This is a genomic window from Enterovibrio makurazakiensis (genome assembly GCF_050336585.1).
GTDB classification, from domain to species: Bacteria; Pseudomonadota; Gammaproteobacteria; order Enterobacterales; family Vibrionaceae; genus Enterovibrio; species Enterovibrio gelatinilyticus.
In genome coordinates this window covers 67,109-83,319 of the sequence record NZ_JAKJSE010000012.1, presented here as the reverse complement: position 1 = coordinate 83,319, position 16,211 = coordinate 67,109, and the positions used below count along the sequence as shown (strand labels likewise).

The following is a 16,211-nucleotide window of genomic DNA, read 5'->3' as shown; positions in this document are numbered from 1 at the left end:
CGATGGATGTCTAGTTTTTGGTGGAAATATGACCCTTTACGTTGCTATGATTAGCGGCTTAATTGCGAGTGCCTCACAATTAGCACTTTGTTTCGGTTATGACTCCCATGCTTCAGCGTGGTTATCATGGACGTGTCTCATACACCGACCAAATACCACTGTTATTTTTGAACACTTTTTCTCGCCAAACCTCGGCTACATGGCAACGCTGAATGGTTTGGCTTTTTGTTGTGTGGGAGATCCTACGTGCGTTATCGCTCAACCTTGGCTGCGGCCGCTTTGCTTTGCTCTCAAACGGCCTTGGCTTTTGATGCTTCAACCATCAACTTCGAGCAGCAAGCTTATTCCTACTCGAACAGTTATGGTTTTGACTCCCTTGCTATTAACGATGCGCAAGATCAGCCAGTAGATAGCGCTATGCGTTTTAACGAATCTCCTGCTCATCGTTTGCCAAAGTATCTGTCTACTGCCCCAGAAAAAGACTGGGACTACTTGATGGGTCAAACTTATACCATCTTGGGCTTAAGTGTGGCGACAGTCGGCTTGATGACGTTTTTACCAGAAAGCGTGACTAACTGGACACCGGAAGATCGCGATTTCAGTAACCTTGCAGGAAAATGGTGGGATAACGTGTCTGCAGGCCCAGTCTGGGATAAAGATGACCACTACCTAAACTACGTGATGCACCCGTACTTCGGTGGTGTTTACTACACCGCAGCGCGTCACTCCGGCTTCACTGAATTCGAGTCGTTCTTATACTCCTTCACCATGTCGACCTTTTTCTGGGAATATGGCGTAGAAAGCTTTGCAGAAGTCCCTTCTATTCAAGACATCATTGTTACGCCACTATTTGGCGCAGCAGTGGGTGAATGGATGTATCTGACAGAGAAAGAGATCGTAGCCGATGGTGGTGAAGTGATGGGTTCTGACACCCTAGGTGGCGTCAGCTTGTTCTTCCTGAACCCTGTGGGTCATATCCACTACTGGGTGACCGATTGGTGGCAAGGTGATACCGACGTTCGAATGAACTACGACCCGTGGTTTAACAACCATGACGCAGCAAGATTCGCTGCCGATGCGGGCGCGCCATACGACAGCCAGTTTATTGGTATGCAGGTCAGCCTTAAATTCTAAGCCTGATTTTCGCAATCGATATAAACACAAAGCCGACTACGCGTCGGCTTTTTTGTTGGTTTAAGAAAAACCACGGAGAAAGGTCGTCACGCCGGCAAAGGAACAAAGTACCAGCAGCCCATACCTGACCCATTCAGCACGAACCAAAGGTGCAACTTTCAATGCCAACCATGAGGCGATAAACACCACAGGTAAAGACAGTAATGCAACATTGGCGTGCCACAGTTCAAAGTACCCTGTCATGCCTTGCACTGCGAGAGAGATCGTACAGCTAAAGATAAAGTAGCCAGCCAAATTCGCACGCAGTTTCACGATATCCATTTTCTGCAATACCAACGCCATCGGTGGGCCACCAATACTGGTCGTTGTACCCATCACTGCAGCGGCAAAACCTGCCCAGAACATGTTCTTGTTATTGGGTTCAACCGACAGCTTAAATACACTCGCCACCACGGCCAATAATACGGCCAGTCCCATAATGATTTCGAGCGCATTGATTGAGAGATACAACAACAATCCACCAGCCACGAATGTACCTGGAATACGCCCAACAAACGCCCAGCCAAGACCGCGCAATGACAATTGCCCGCGATACTGCCATGTATTCACAATCGCCAAACACAGGGTGACCAATGTCACTGTTGCTGGTACCAATGAAGGGTCTATCAGCATCAGGATTGGCGCGCCGACGATGGCGAGCCCAAAGCCAATCAAGCTTTGAACAAACGCGCCTAATCCCAGCGCAAGCACCACCATAATGAGCTGTTCATAGCTCAGTTCCATTTAGCCCTTCCTTATGGCTTGAATAAGAATGTTTCTTGGCGTCAATTCTCGGGCACAGAACGTGTAAATATCAACATCAAAACCGTTCTCGCTCATATACATCGCTTTATCGAGCACCAACCACATTTCTAGTGGACGACGGAACAAAGTGCGCACCGTTTCCATTTTTTCCACGGTCAAAAATCGCGACTCCCCACGTTTCAAATAGTGGGTGAAATCCACATCATCGGGCAAAACGATGTTTTTTTGCTTGGCAGCCCAAAGGCAAAATGCCTCAAAACCTTCGTTCAATAGCGACTTTTGAACATTAGGCACAGGAAGATAGTGATCACTCACACCCAACGCGCGTTGAAGGCAATCAAACCCAAGACGAAAGCTCACTTCTACAAAGCGCTTGTTTTTCACCGTTTGCCCTGCGGTTACGGTTTCTTGTAATGGGAGTTTTAGATCGTGTCGACTAAGCTCCAATGGAGATTGCTTACCCGCAGAAGAGAGCGCTTGGTAGTGAGAGTCTCGAATCAAATGATAACAACAAGGCGAGACAGAAACGCTCTTAGGTTTCGCTGAGACGCTATGTTGCAAAAGCGTCACATGCAAATCACCGCAGGCATGCAGTGCGATGGCATGGTCACAGTCTCGGACAAGCAACTCAGAATCTGATGCAAAAGCATCCCCTTGGACAAAATGCATAGGAAGCCCCTGCTTGTCCGCATAATCCTGACCATCTTGGCAAAGTGCACTCTGCCACTCTAGGCTAGTGACCCGAGCCTGACGTGACGCAGAAATCACGCGTCCTAAGTAACCTTTTCCCGCACACCACTCCAGCCAATGATCACCACTGGACATAGGCATAACGCGATTGAATGCGGAGATTTGCTCCCATTTCCGACCAGGAATACCCGTCGCAAGGTGGTTATCACAGGGTATATCTGCGTCACTGCTATCTGCCGAGTTAATCGCGCATAACGCAAGCATCTTCTTTGTGTCGGGGAGATAAGCTGCGATCGCATCGGCTAAACATCGTGGATTTTCCTTGTACTTTTGCAGCGTCTCCAAACTTTGAGCGTCTAGCCAGTGGCACAGTTCAGGATGCGTTTCACGCCATGGGAGATCAAGATAGTCAAAGGGCATGCCTTGCCACAACGAGGTATGTGATTGAAGCCATGAGTCAATTGACGAAAAACGCTCAGTGAGCACAGGTAAAGGCTGAGACAAGATACACTTCCAATATTGGACGACAGGAACGGTGAACCACGCGGGTAATGCGACTGAAGTATATACGCAATGCCCCTTAAAATGCAGCGTGTTCCGCCCTTATCTAATTGGGAGTTCAACCTGACTGAATAGGTTTTCCAGCTCAAGGGGATCTTTCAGTAGCATGGCTCTGTCGATGGTATTGCGATCTAAGTGAGGCGCAAAGCTCTCGATGAAGTCATACATATAAGTGCGAAGCACCGTACCGCGACGAAAACCAATACGCGTCGTGCTGGCATCAAAGATATGGCTCGCATCAATTGCCACCAAGTCCGAGTCCAACGCTTTGTCATACGCCATGCTCGCCATCACACCAATGCCTACGCCAAGTCGAACATAGGTTTTGATGACATCCGCATCCGTGGCGGTAAACACAATATTGGGTTTGAGTTTTGCGCGGTCAAATGCGATATCAAGGCAGGAGCGCCCCGTAAATCCAAAGACATAAGTAACCAATGGAAAACGCGCAATATCGTGAATCGTAATGGACGAGCGAGAGGCTAACGGGTGATCTCTTCGAACAATCAAAGATCGCGTCCAGTGATAACACGGCAGCATGATTAAATCTTCATAGAGATGGGACGCTTCTGTCGCAATAGCGAAGTCAGATTTTCCCTTTTGCACGAAATCGACAATCTGGCTCGGCGCACCCTGATGCATGTGAAGAGATACATTGGGATATCGCTTAACAAACTGAGAAATGACCGATGGCAATGCATATCTGGCCTGAGTATGCGTTGTGGCGATATTCAGTTTGCCCTTGTCCGGCGTCGTATATTCCGACGCAACAGATTTTATCCCATCAACCCGAGACAAAATATCACGGGCAATATCTACAATTTTCTCACCTGCGGGTGTGAGTTTGGTTAAATGCTTGCCACTTCGGCCAAATACCTGCACCCCCAGTTCATCTTCCAAAGCGCGGATTTGTTTGCTGACGCCAGGCTGAGAGGTAAACAAACTTTCTGCCGTTGATGACACATTGAGGTCGTGGTTCACCACTTCAACAATATATTTAAGCTGTTGTAATTTCATAGAAACAATCAAGAACACCAAGAAGATACTTAGGTTATATCTCTTATTGATAAGAAGGCGAAGCGAATCGACACATAATCATTACACAGCGCCCACATTCCGCTCGATATTGCTGAAATCTATCAAAACACACGACCAAAATAACTTGATGATAATTTTGCAAATAAACGTGTAGTGAAACGCACTAAATCAGACAAAAGCAATACGAAACGGCAGAATTTAGCTAAGATCGAAAATAGAACTAACAAACTATGACCATACTAGCAGATCGTGTATCTTAGGCCGTCTTAGTTTTAACAGGGATTATCGACGCTCACTTATGAATATTGCCTTAGTGGTTGGCTTATGTGTCATCCTGCTTGGTCTCATTGTTGGCTACAACATTATGGCCCAGCAGCGACAACGTGTAGAGTCATCCAAGCGCCAGGAAATGGCTAAATATATTGCAGTTATTGACGCCACTGAAGAGTTGATCGGTAACGCACACAATTTGCCGTATAGCGGTACCCTGCTGGTATGTCTGAATCAAAAAATTCTCGATGCACTGAAGACCATGCATGACATCGATAAAAACGATCGCTCACTTCCGCAACGTATCGCCGATGTACAAGCGCAGGTTAATCAAATCAAGCAGGCTTATCAAAACAAGGATTCAACGTCCTTCCGTGTTCCAGATAGCGATCGTGAAGCCATTTCGATGCTTAAATTGGTCAAACGTCTGCGTGCAGTCATAAAAGCGGAGCACACCAAAGGCCGTCTACCAACACAAGCATTTGTTTCTGAGAATTCTCGTTTGGAACAAATGCAAATGAAGATCAATATCGAAAACGTACTCAAACGCGTAAACGATGCAAAGATCAAAGGCCAAATGGGTACCGCACAGCAATTGCTGAAGAAAGCGTTAGATGTGGTCAGTAGCAAAAATGACCCTTACTGCCAGTCAGCCAAAGAGAGCCTCACTGGAATGCTGAACGAAGTCAATGCGGCTCTCAGCAAAGGCCATGAGAATGCTAAGCCTAAGAACGACGATAACAAAGAACTCGACGAGCTCTTTGCGCCTAAGAAGAAATGGTAATCTAGCTAGCATTCTTCGTCAGGCCTATTTAACGAGCCCCTTTAATGGGGCTTTTTTGTGCGCGAATTTTGCGAACGTTGAATCTGAGTAACACGGATACGCTGGTTCAATATTGACTACTTTCTCACCAAGACCTTCAGCCCATTTAATTCACACTGCAAAATATATGATCTAAATCACGTAAATTTCCGCTAAAGAAACAGTCATATAATGCCGATAATAATGAATCGTGTCACAATCGCTGGCATTTTTCGTCATCACTTGGAGTATTAATTTCAGGTGAGAAACAAAAACCCAGCATTACTTTTAGTCTGTATTTTCAAGACTGCTGAAAAGTGAGAGAGCAATGAAGTTGTCCGTAGTACAAAGAACAATCGCAGGTTTTGCCTTAATGTTTGTATTGATGGCATTGCTGAGCAGCATTAGTTTGTTCAATGCCAAAACTCTACAAGGAAAAGTGGAGCAAATTACTAACCAATCGACCCCAATGGTCGTTGCGTCAGGAGAGCTAATCACAGAGTTAATGCGTACCAGCCTTCTTATTCGCACCTTTCAAAATGACCCGACGCAAGCCGATCGTGTCAACTCACTTTTTGACCGCCAGAAGACACGTTTTTTCCAAATTCTCAGCCGTGCCCAACAGAATGCACAGCATAACGATGAACGCCGTCAGATAGATGCATTGCATCAAGCGTCGACTCGTTATTTTGAACAAGCCAGCACACTGATTGATTTGCAAAAGCAAGCGAACATGCTGACAGAGAAGCGTCAGGTTCTTGATCTTCAGTTTCTTCGCTTAGAAGACACCTATCAGTGGGCTGCCAATCTCCTGCTGCAAAAAGCTGCTATCAAGCGCTCACTTCACAACCGAGCAGAGCTCATCACAAGCGGCATCGCACGTGATATGAAGTCGCTTCGTCGCGCGGGACAGGATACTGACCTGATTAAATTGCGCGCTACATTGTCAAAAGATGTCGAAATGGCATTCAAGCGCCTCGAACTCATTTCTGTCGAAGAGGATGTGAAAGCACGCTACTCGCGTAACTTGAAGAAAGTTGAGCAACTGACATTGGCAGATCATGGCATTTTAGATGTCATGAGTCGCCAGCAGTCAAATAACGCACAACTGCAACGTGAAATCACGCAAACTGAATCTCAAATGGATGATATTCAGTCCCAATTGCAAGCCTATGCTGACTATGCGCAGCAATTGGCACAAACCAGCCGCAATGATGCGGAAAAAGCCGTTAGCGAAGCCTTGTTGTACATCATTATCATGACATCAGTCGCAGCCGCTATTAGCCTTTGGGTTGGCGTTCATACAACGCGTAGCATCCAAAAACCATTGGCACTGATCAGCAATGTACTTGCACGTATGACAGATGGCGACATGCGTACACGCGCTAATTATCAGGCACATGATGAATTTGGTGAGTTAAGCCGCTCGATTGATATGTTGGCTAACACCATGTCAGGCACCTTGGCAAAATTTGGCGAAGGGGCGCAGCACCTTCTTGATGAAGCCAGCCGCGCCGCCAGTGTGAGTGAAAGCTCACGCACCCGCGTTGAAGACCAAAAATCCCGCACTGACCAAGTTGCAGCAGCTATTTCTGAAATGGAAGTGAGTGCGAAAGAGATCTCGCGTTCAACCGAACTCACTGTCGCGGAAGTTGAAAACACCAACCAAACCGCAAACAGCGGCCGAACTCAGGTGTCACTAAGCCGCCAGTTGACCGAGCAGCTGTCTAGCAACATCAAGGAGGCGGTTTCAAATACTCAAGAGCTAAACCAATACTCCAACAACATCGGCTCGATTTTGCATGTCATTCAGGATATCGCTGAGCAGACCAACCTGCTTGCTCTAAATGCTGCTATCGAAGCGGCTCGTGCAGGCTCGCATGGACGTGGATTTGCTGTGGTTGCCGACGAGGTTCGTGCACTAGCGACTCGTACTCAGCAATCGACCGAAGAAATTCAGCAGATGATCAATAACTTGCAAGGTAACGCGTCGCGCATGGCAGACACCATGAACACGAGCCAAAAGCAGATGGATGATTGTTTGACGCAAACGCGCCTAACTGACGAAACACTGCAAGACATCGTGGCGCGAATGGAAGCGATTCAAGAAATGGCGGTACACGTCGCGCAAGCAACGGAAGAGCAGATCAAAGTGAGTCATGAAGTCGCCGAGCATATCAATGGCATTGCTCACGTGGCCTATGAATCAGAGAAAGACGCCAGAGCTTCAGCCACTAGCAGTGAATCACTGGCCACTTTGGCTCAGGAACAACAACGCCTGATTGCTAACTTCCGCGTGTAAGGATTTGACCATGAAAACCACCAAACTATTCTCCCTTGCCGCGATCACTCTGGCGGCATCGTTTTTCGCGAATGCTCAGACAACACTGATCATTGATTCTTGGCGATCTGATGACAAAGTATGGAACGAGAAAATCATTCCAGCCTTTAACAAGCACTACCCAAGCATAAAAGTTGAATATCGCTCACCGCCTGATCTCGATGCGTCAAAATGGAACGGAGACATGGAGAAGCGTTTTGAACAAGGTAAGGCTGGCGATTTGATTGCTTGCCGCCCATTTGATGGCTCTCAAGCGCTGTTCAATCGTGGCTTGCTAAAAGAAGTGACTGAAATGGAAGGGATGGAAAACTTCCCAAGTTTTGCGCTTTCTCCTTGGCAAACCGATTCAGGCGCACAAACTTTCTGCTTGCCAATGGCATCAGTTATCCATGGCTTTTTCTACAATAAATCCATCTTCAAAGAAATTGGCGTGAACGAGCCTGTCACCAACGCAGATTTCTACTGGGCATTAGAAAAAGCGAAACGTGCTGGTTACTTGCCGCTCGCCATGGGCACCAAAGACAAGTGGGAAGCCGCCACGATGGGCTTCCAAAACATTGGTCCTACACACTGGAAAGGCGAAGACGGCCGTGATGCCTTGTTAACGGGCAAAGAGCGTATGGACAGTCAGGCGTATCGTAAAACATTCCGTGAACTCGCCAAGTGGTCAAGCTACATGGGCGAAGATTTCGACCAGCGCGGCTACAATGATTCTATTGAAGCGTTCGCTAATGGTAAGGCCGCTATCTACCCTGCGGGGTCATGGGACATTGGCACCTTTGCAGGCAAAGTCGACATGGGTGTATTCCCGCCGCCTATCGAAAAGAAAGGCGATGCTTGTTACTTCAGTGACCATACTGATTTAGGCATGGGCATCTACTCGAAATCTACCAATCAAGAAGCGGCAGAGCTGTTTCTAAAATGGATGACCACCGCCGAGTTTGCTGAACTGCTCACCAATGAAATTTCAGGCTTCTTTTCACTGTCTAACCACTTCTTTGATGTAAAGAACCCGATAGCACAAGAGATGATGTCTTGGCGTGACCGGTGTGATTCAACCATCCGAAACTCGGCCCAAGTGTTATCTCGTGGGGAGCCAAATCTCGAGCTAGAGATTTGGGAAACCAGCGCCAGTGTCATGTCTGGGCAACTGTCACCATCAAAAGCAGCAAGCCAACTACAAAATGGATTGGAAAGCTGGTATTTGCCCCAGAAAAACAGCGACAAACTTGATGCCAATACGCCCTGCAATTGTTCGCCGTTACTGTAATCACACACTCATATCAACTAACCGTTGATTAGGTAGCCAGACTAAAAACGTCAAACCCAGCCACGTGCTGGGTTTTCTTTTTTCTGACCAACTTGCATTCACATTCACCGCGCGATTCGTGTCGAGCCTTCTGTTACACCTTCATGCGAGCTCCGTTATCAGTGTTGCACCTTGTCGCCAAACACCAACATGTCGCACACCAAAATCACCCTCTTTTTACCTGCCAATAACCCTTAATTCCATATGGGAATATGATATTTAGTTTTCATCTAGTATCGCGCTGCAACTATTGATCTCATTCACGTTTCGCTTTCTCGCGCTCTCTATAATCAGCCCCGAATTCCACTTTTAACTGTTGAAGACCTATGAACACAGAAGAAAACAAAAGCGGGCAAGCTCGCGTCGTTATGACCAGTGTTATTGCTGTATCTGCCCTGATTTTCATTTCTCAGTTTTTAATCGGCACCCAAAAAATTGATATGGGTTTTGCCACGATATCTATTCTACCAATGCTATTTGCAGTGATGATCGGCATGGGCTTGTCGGTAAACTGGACAAAAACCAAAGTCAAAGCGTGGGGCAAACTCTTCACTGAAAAAGAAGAAGGCTTCTGCGGCAAAATGGTTGGTTACTGTTTGCTTGTTCTGGGCACCCAGTACGCGGGCATGATCATCCCTAACCTAGACATGATCATTGATGCGGGAATCCCGCTTCTATTCCAAGAACTGGGCAACCTGCTTCCAATTCTTGTCGCCGTTCCGCTTGCAGTGAAATTCGGCTTTGGCCGTAAAACCATTGGCGCTTGTTCATCAATCAGTCGTGAACCTTCAATCGCCGTTATCCAAGGTAAGTTCGGCACGGGCAGCCCTGAATATGTTGGCGTGCTCGCTATCTACCTTTGCGGTTCAGTGATCGGCACATTGTGGTTCAGCGTGCTGGGCAGTATTGCTCCGCTAACAGGCCTTCACCCATTAGCACTGGCTGCGGGTTCAGGCGTTGGTAGTGGTTCAATGCTAAGTGCTGCATCTGGCGCTCTGGTGTCGGGTCTTGAGCCTGAAATGGCGAAGCAAGTACTCAGTATTGCTGCTGCCTCTAACCTGCTTTCTTCTGTACTTGGCGCACTGTCACTGACCTTCTTGGGTCTGCCACTTGCTGAGTTCGTCTACAAAATTTGCAACAAAGGTAAATAAGCCATGAAAGCCATTCTGAATGATATGAAGCTGGTCTCGCTTGCGATTGTACTGGCAGGTTTTACCCAGTTTCTCACTAACGGCACTGCGCCACTAGAAATGGTGAACAGCTTTGTTGCTATGTCTGTGATTGTATTTCTGTCGTTGGTTGCTAAGAAATTTATCCCTTCTTCACTGCCAACGTTTGCCTACGCGACCATTATCGGCATTTTGATTTGTTTGCCAGAAACGCCTATCCGTACTTACTTCCTCGAATCAGTCGGTAAAATCCAGTTCCTGTCTGTCTGTGTGCCATTGTTGGCATTTGCGGGCTTGTCTGTTGGCGGCCAAATGGAAGAACTTAAGAAGATGTCTTGGAAGGTTATTGTCATCTTCCTTATCGTTGCCACCAGCTGCTTCTTTGGTGCATCAATGATTGCCCAAATCGGCTTCCAAATGAAAGGAATCATCTAATGTCAGCGAAATACAGCCAATTTAATCTAGACAGCAAACTGCTAGAACTACACGCTTTTAGCGTGAACACTCGCCGTGATTTGCACCAGATCCCAGAAGCATCAGGCCAAGAATTTAAAACCACAGCCTACTGCCAAGCATTGATGACCGAACTCGGCTATGCCCTAACCACGTACGAAGGTTTTACCGGCTTTATTGCTGACCTAACTATCGACGAGAACTTGGATCGAGTGGCTTTCCGTGCTGACATGGATGCATTGGAAATGGACGACATGACAGAGAACGACTACCGCTCTCAACATGACGGCTGTTCACACAACTGTGGTCATGACACACACATGGCGATCATCTTGACCACGGCTAAATTCCTGTCTGAAAACAAACAAGCATTGAAGCACAACGTTCGCTTTGTGTTCCAAATGGCGGAAGAAGACATGCGCGTTCCAGGCGCAAGCAAGATGGTTGAGCTGGGCTGCATGAACGGTGTATCCGAAGTGTACGCACTGCACAACGATGCTGCGCTTGAATACGGCATGGTCAAAATCAACAACGGCATTATGTCGTCGTATGGTTCTGCATGGACACTGGATGTAAACGGTGTGTCTGCTCATGGTTCTACCCCGCAGAAAGGTCTAGATGCCATCCGCGAAGCGAGTCGCATCATCATGGACATGGATTACATTGTTGCTAAACGTACCAATCCATTCAGCCCTGCTGTCTTCGGTTGTGGCATGTTCAATGGCGGCAGCATTCCCAATGCTATCCCAGATCATGCTCAAGCTCGCGGCACCATCCGAGCGATGGACGCTGAAACGGACAAGATCCTAAAAGACAGCTTCGACAGCATCGTGAAAGAAAGCGAAATCCGTGGCTTTAAAACCACCATGGAATGCGAAGGCTACCCTGCGGTTATTAACCACCCTGATGCTTACCAACGTGTTGTCGATGCTGCGCGTGAAACCGTGCCAGCTGACCGCCTTGATCCAAACGGTAACCCAATGACCGGTTCAGAGGATTTCAGTTTGATGGTAAACGCGGCTGAAAACCAAAAAGGTGCAATGTTCTTCCTAGGAAGCGGTAACAAAGATGCGGGTATTTGTAACTACCTGCACTCAAACCCTTACTATGTGGATGACGATTTCTTGCTGATCGGTGCGCAAATCTTTATCCATATCGCTTGCCACTGACGATTACTTTCCCCCATAAACATCAAAGGCCAGATACTTCAGTTCTGGCCTTTTTCTTTCTATTCTCACCAACTTCTTATACCTAAAGATGCGTTAATCTGGACAACTCGCTATCTTTTCTTGTTTGTATCACTTTTGAGCTAGGCTCTAAATGGACGAACACAGTCTGTTATTAAATAATCCGCAACCACAACATATTTAAGTTATTTAAGGACAAGGATGACCTGTTTCAGACATCAAAAAGGTGTACTTCAGCGCCAAAAAGGGTTTGCCAACCGACGTGTGGCCTTCGTAATACTTTTAGTCTCCGCTCTTCTTTTTACTGCCGTTTTTGCTAGCATTGCTCTACGCGCTTCTCCACCCACCACAGCAGCACAAACACCACTAAATATCCCAACACTCATCGACAGCCGTACCCAAAATGGGCCGATAGTTATCGATATTACAAAAGGTGAGCACGCGTTTTTCCTCGGCGTAAAGAGCACAACACGCGGCTACAATGGCGGCTATCTTGGTCCTACGATAAAAATGTACAAGGGTGAGAACACCGACATTCAGTTCACCAATCATCTGGATGAACCCACTAATATTCACGGTCATGGATTGCACGTTGAAGGAAAAATTGATGGTGGGCCTCAAAACAAAATCATGCCCGGAGAGACATGGAGCGTAACCATTCCCGTTTCGCAACAGGCATCAACCAACTGGTATCACCCTCACCTTAAAGGCTCCACCGCGAGTCAGGTTCATTCTGGGTTAGCTGGTTTTTATCTTATTGAGGATGCGCATTCAATGTCTCTGGGTTTACCAAACAGTTATGGCATTGATGACATTCCATTGGTGATTCAGGACAGAAGCTTCGTTGATGGAAAAATGACGCCATACCCAACTGGCAACATGCCGGAAGACTTAAGAGAAGACACACTTGTGGTCAATGGTACCGTCAATCCCTATACGTTGGTGCCACGATCTTTCGTCAGATTACGCTTACTCAACGGCTCCAATGCCCGCTCTTATGAGTTCTATCTGGAAGGCGACCAACCTTTCTATAAAATAGCGACTGAAGGCGGGTTACTAACGTCGCCAGTTGAATTAACATCGCTGAAAATGGCGCCTGGAGAACGAAATGACATCGTAGTTGATATGTCAGTCGTCGAAAGCCAGAGGTTGTTGGCAAGGCTGTTACCAATGAACTACAACGGGTTCAACGCTGTACTCATTCCTTTCTCTCAAAGCCAACCTGTTCTTGAACTTCGGGGAGATGACTCTCTTAAAGTGCTTGCATCCGAGTTACCCAAGCAACTCAATACCATCACACCTTATCTTGAAAAAGATGTTGAGGTTGAACGCGTTTTTGAATTGGGTGATATGTCCATTAATGGCCAACAGATGAACATGAAAGTCATCAACCATGAATCGAAGCTAGGGCAACTGGAAAAGTGGACCATTGATTCAGGCAGACACCCATTCCACATGCATGGCACGTCTTTTCTGATTCTGTCAATGAATGGAAAACCACCAGCCCCCGAAGACCAAGGCTGGAAAGACACCATTTATCCAAATGGTACCGCGGAAATTCTGCTGAAGTTTGACTACGAAGCGACTGAACAATGGCCATACATGTACCATTGCCACATTCTGGAACACGAAGACATGGGAATGATGGGGCAATTTACCGTCAAATAACATAGATTGAACAAGAAAGGGGGAAGCTATTTGCTCCCCCTTCGTTTGTATTTAAACCGACTTCACACACATTACATGATAGATTCCATCGTGCATTTCAGTGCCTTCAGTTTCTTTCTCAAAACCGGGGAATTCCTCATCCCACACTTCAAGACTCTTGAGGTATTTAATCTGCGGGCTGTTTTCGTCACCGAAACTCTCACCAGACATCAACATAGGAATACCCGGCGGGTAAGGAATAACCGCATTCGCCGCCACGCGCCCTTCCAATTGGGAAGATGGAACCATTTCCACGTTATCAGCAACAATGGCCTCAAATGCAGCATGTGGCGTAATGATAGCTTCCGGTAAGGTCTCGTAGGCCGCGTTCAGGACTTCGCCTGGGTTGTGCTGTTTGAGGTAACCGAAAATCTTATCACCCAATTCTTTCAACCCCATTTCGCTATATACATCAGGGAAGTCTGCCACCAAATCTGGCAGCGCATCGGCGAGTGGCGTGTTGTTGTCATAATGGCGCTTAAAGGCCATCAAAGTGTTCACTAATGTTGCCCACTTACCTTTGGTAATACCCATCGAGAACAGGAACATGACTTGAAAATCAGTGGTGCGGGTCGGCACGATACCAAAGCGTCCCAAGTAGAGCGTGACCAGCGCAGCCGGCACACCCGAATCTAACAGGTGCCCATCATCGCCCATGCCCGGCGCCAGAATGCTGACTTTAATGGGATCCAGCATGCACCAATCTGCAGGCATATCCTTGAAGCCATGCCAATTGTCGTTAGGGTGCATGACCCATGCATCCTGACTTTCGCACAGCAAATCAGCCGGGGCATCTTCAAAGGCGTAGCTTTCACCTGACGCAGGATCCGTGACTGTTTCCGCGTTCCACGGTTTAAAGAACCAATCACCGTTATCATTAAATTCACGGTTTAGCCGCCCCATTGCCTGACGAAAATCTACGGCCTCGCGTATCACTTCCAACGTCAGGGAGTGTCCACGATTGCCGTCCATCATCGACACAGCAATATCATTGGAAGCACAAATCGCATACAAAGGTGACGTTGTCGCGTGCATCATGTACGCCTGATTAAAGCGCTCAAAGCTGATCGCCCCTTTGCCGTTCCGTACATGAAGAAAAGAAGCCTGAGACAGTGCATTCAGCAATTTGTGTGTCGAGTGGGTGGCAAAGACCGTGGGGGCATCTGGGTTTTCTTCCGGCTCACCACGCATGGCAAAGTGATCTTCGTAGATAGGATTGAAACGCGCATAACCGTACCACGCTTCATCAAAATGAATCCGATCACTGCTTTCCGCTAGTATGTCTTGCGCTTGTTTGGCGTTATAACAAAGGCCGTCATAGGTACAGTTGGTCAATACTGCATAGACCGCTCGTTGGTCGGCATAATCTTTGGTCAGTGGCTCTTCTTTTGCACGTTGCTGAAGCACACTTTTCGATAATTGGTCAGGATAAATCGGCCCAATAATGCCGTAGCGGTTTCTTGTGGGGACAAGATAGACAGGTCGAGCACCTGATAACATTAGGCCTTGTTCAATAGATTTATGACAGTTACGGTCACAAATCACGAGATCATCCGCTTTCATACATGCAGACATTATCGTTCGGTTTGACCCAGAGGTTCCCGTCACTAGGGAATAGGATTGATGAGCCCCAAACACACGAGCTGCATACCGTTCACTTTCACCAAACGCCCCAGTATGATCAAGTAATGAACCTAAACTGCCCCGCTCAATACCCATGTCGGTGCGAAATAGCCCTTCACCGTAATAGTTATAAAAACGCTGTCCCGCAGGGGTTTTTGTAAAGCCCACGCCACCTTGGTGCCCCGGTGCCGCCCAAGAGTACTCATGAATATCGTCATAATGCATCAACGCAGCCATCAAGGGCGGTAACAACTGTTTACGGTATCGTCCCATCGCTGCAACGGCTCGTCCTGCAATGAAATCCGGTGTGTCTTCAAGGATCCAGGCGAACTCATCCACGTTCTCCATCATCTCACGGGTGACATGAAGGGTAATTTTCTTGCGCTCCGCCAATAAAAATACCGGCACGTTTTGCTGACGTTTATTTAGTTTCTCTATCAGCACATAGAAACGTTCGTTTTCTTCGCTTTGCGACCCACTCATGGCCGATGTCAGCATCAGACAATCGAGTGCGGTATTGGAGTTAATCATTGAATAGCAATCATCAAAACTGCTTGCTACCATTACTCTGGCACCACTGCTTTCGAGTTCGGAAATTAGCCTTTCAATGGCATTACCGACAACACCCTCTCTATGTGCCTCTTCTAATATCAATACGTTAAATTTCTTTCCGTAGGTTTTCATACACCCAGCTCCGACACTGTACTTGAAGAAGAGATGACTCAAGATTCATTGAGACATCTTGAACATAGAAGAGAGGAAGCAGAGACAAAGTCGCAAAAAAGACATTCAACGTAAAAAGGTGCATCTCAGTTCATTCCAGCTGGATGCGAAGAAACACAAATTCTCCGATCACACCGAATAAAACATTCCGCCTCACTCAGGCATTTATCGTTTAACTGTCTTGTAAAAGAATCAATCTGGAAAGGTGACACCATCTATTTTCAATGCAACGGTAAGCATGTATTGCTCACGTTTTCTGATGCCTATTTCAATCATGTCGCGATCTTGCTGGCACTTGATAGAGGTGACGGAACAATGCCCATAACTGCCAAACGCACGATGTAGAGCCATTGCCATGACTTGGGTAGAGCAAATTACCGCCTTTCGCACCAACATATAT

13 protein-coding genes are annotated in these 16,211 nt (G+C 47.1%); 8 read left to right on the top strand and 5 right to left on the bottom strand.

The features are described from left to right. The first annotated feature begins 264 nt into the window (after nucleotides 1–264). Entirely contained in the window at nucleotides 265–1,134 is an 870-nt protein-coding gene (locus L4D06_RS10285; protein ID WP_429739316.1) for a DUF3943 domain-containing protein, read from the top strand. 60 nt (nucleotides 1,135–1,194) lie between these two features. Here L4D06_RS10285 and L4D06_RS10280 read toward each other — a convergent pair whose 3' ends face one another. The 3 genes from L4D06_RS10280 to cysB all read right to left on the bottom strand — a co-directional run bounded on the left by L4D06_RS10280 (nucleotide 1,195) and on the right by cysB (nucleotide 4,206). Continuing rightward, a complete protein-coding gene (locus L4D06_RS10280; RefSeq protein ID WP_274165709.1) occupies nucleotides 1,195–1,917 on the bottom strand; it encodes a sulfite exporter TauE/SafE family protein in 723 nt (240 codons plus the stop codon). Next, entirely contained in the window at nucleotides 1,918–3,132 is a 1,215-nt protein-coding gene (locus L4D06_RS10275) for a methyltransferase (RefSeq protein ID WP_429739232.1), read from the bottom strand. 99 nt (nucleotides 3,133–3,231) lie between these two features. Further along, nucleotides 3,232–4,206, bottom strand: a complete 975-nt coding sequence (cysB, locus tag L4D06_RS10270) for an HTH-type transcriptional regulator CysB (protein ID WP_429739230.1) — start codon at nucleotides 4,204–4,206, stop codon at nucleotides 3,232–3,234. 319 nt (nucleotides 4,207–4,525) lie between these two features. Between cysB and L4D06_RS10265 the strand changes: the two genes are divergently transcribed. The 7 genes from L4D06_RS10265 (at nucleotide 4,526) to L4D06_RS10235 (ending at nucleotide 13,426) form a co-directional block, all read left to right on the top strand. Next, the gene (locus L4D06_RS10265; RefSeq protein WP_274165711.1) at nucleotides 4,526–5,281 is read left to right on the top strand and encodes a DNA repair protein; all 756 of its coding nucleotides are present in this window, start codon (nucleotides 4,526–4,528) and stop codon (nucleotides 5,279–5,281) included. A 346-nt stretch (nucleotides 5,282–5,627) separates the two neighbouring features. Beyond that, complete coding sequence (locus tag L4D06_RS10260; RefSeq protein WP_429739228.1) at nucleotides 5,628–7,601, top strand: methyl-accepting chemotaxis protein; 1,974 nt, start codon at nucleotides 5,628–5,630, stop codon at nucleotides 7,599–7,601. A 10-nt stretch (nucleotides 7,602–7,611) separates the two neighbouring features. After that, complete coding sequence (locus L4D06_RS10255; protein WP_429739226.1) at nucleotides 7,612–8,910, top strand: ABC transporter substrate-binding protein; 1,299 nt, start codon at nucleotides 7,612–7,614, stop codon at nucleotides 8,908–8,910. 365 nt (nucleotides 8,911–9,275) lie between these two features. Beyond that, the gene (locus tag L4D06_RS10250) at nucleotides 9,276–10,100 is read left to right on the top strand and encodes a DUF3100 domain-containing protein (RefSeq protein WP_429739225.1); all 825 of its coding nucleotides are present in this window, start codon (nucleotides 9,276–9,278) and stop codon (nucleotides 10,098–10,100) included. Between the two features lie 3 nt (nucleotides 10,101–10,103). After that, nucleotides 10,104–10,553 (top strand): hypothetical protein, encoded by a 450-nt coding sequence (locus L4D06_RS10245; protein ID WP_028022754.1) that lies wholly within the window; start codon nucleotides 10,104–10,106, stop codon nucleotides 10,551–10,553. Then, nucleotides 10,553–11,740 carry a M20 metallopeptidase family protein gene (locus L4D06_RS10240; RefSeq protein ID WP_274165715.1) on the top strand — a complete coding sequence of 396 codons (1,188 nt, stop codon included), beginning with the start codon at nucleotides 10,553–10,555 and terminating at the stop codon, nucleotides 11,738–11,740. The genes L4D06_RS10245 and L4D06_RS10240 overlap by 1 nt, the downstream gene beginning before the upstream one ends. A 219-nt stretch (nucleotides 11,741–11,959) precedes the next feature. Beyond that, nucleotides 11,960–13,426, top strand: coding sequence for a multicopper oxidase family protein (locus tag L4D06_RS10235; protein ID WP_429739222.1), 1,467 nt, complete (start codon nucleotides 11,960–11,962; stop codon nucleotides 13,424–13,426). A 51-nt stretch (nucleotides 13,427–13,477) separates the two neighbouring features. Here L4D06_RS10235 and adiA read toward each other — a convergent pair whose 3' ends face one another. Further along, the gene (gene adiA, locus L4D06_RS10230) at nucleotides 13,478–15,772 is read right to left on the bottom strand and encodes an arginine decarboxylase (protein WP_274165717.1); all 2,295 of its coding nucleotides are present in this window, start codon (nucleotides 15,770–15,772) and stop codon (nucleotides 13,478–13,480) included. Between the two features lie 231 nt (nucleotides 15,773–16,003). Then, nucleotides 16,004–16,162, bottom strand: a complete 159-nt coding sequence (locus L4D06_RS10225; protein WP_429739220.1) for a hypothetical protein — start codon at nucleotides 16,160–16,162, stop codon at nucleotides 16,004–16,006. Nucleotides 16,163–16,211: the final 49 nt, after the last annotated feature.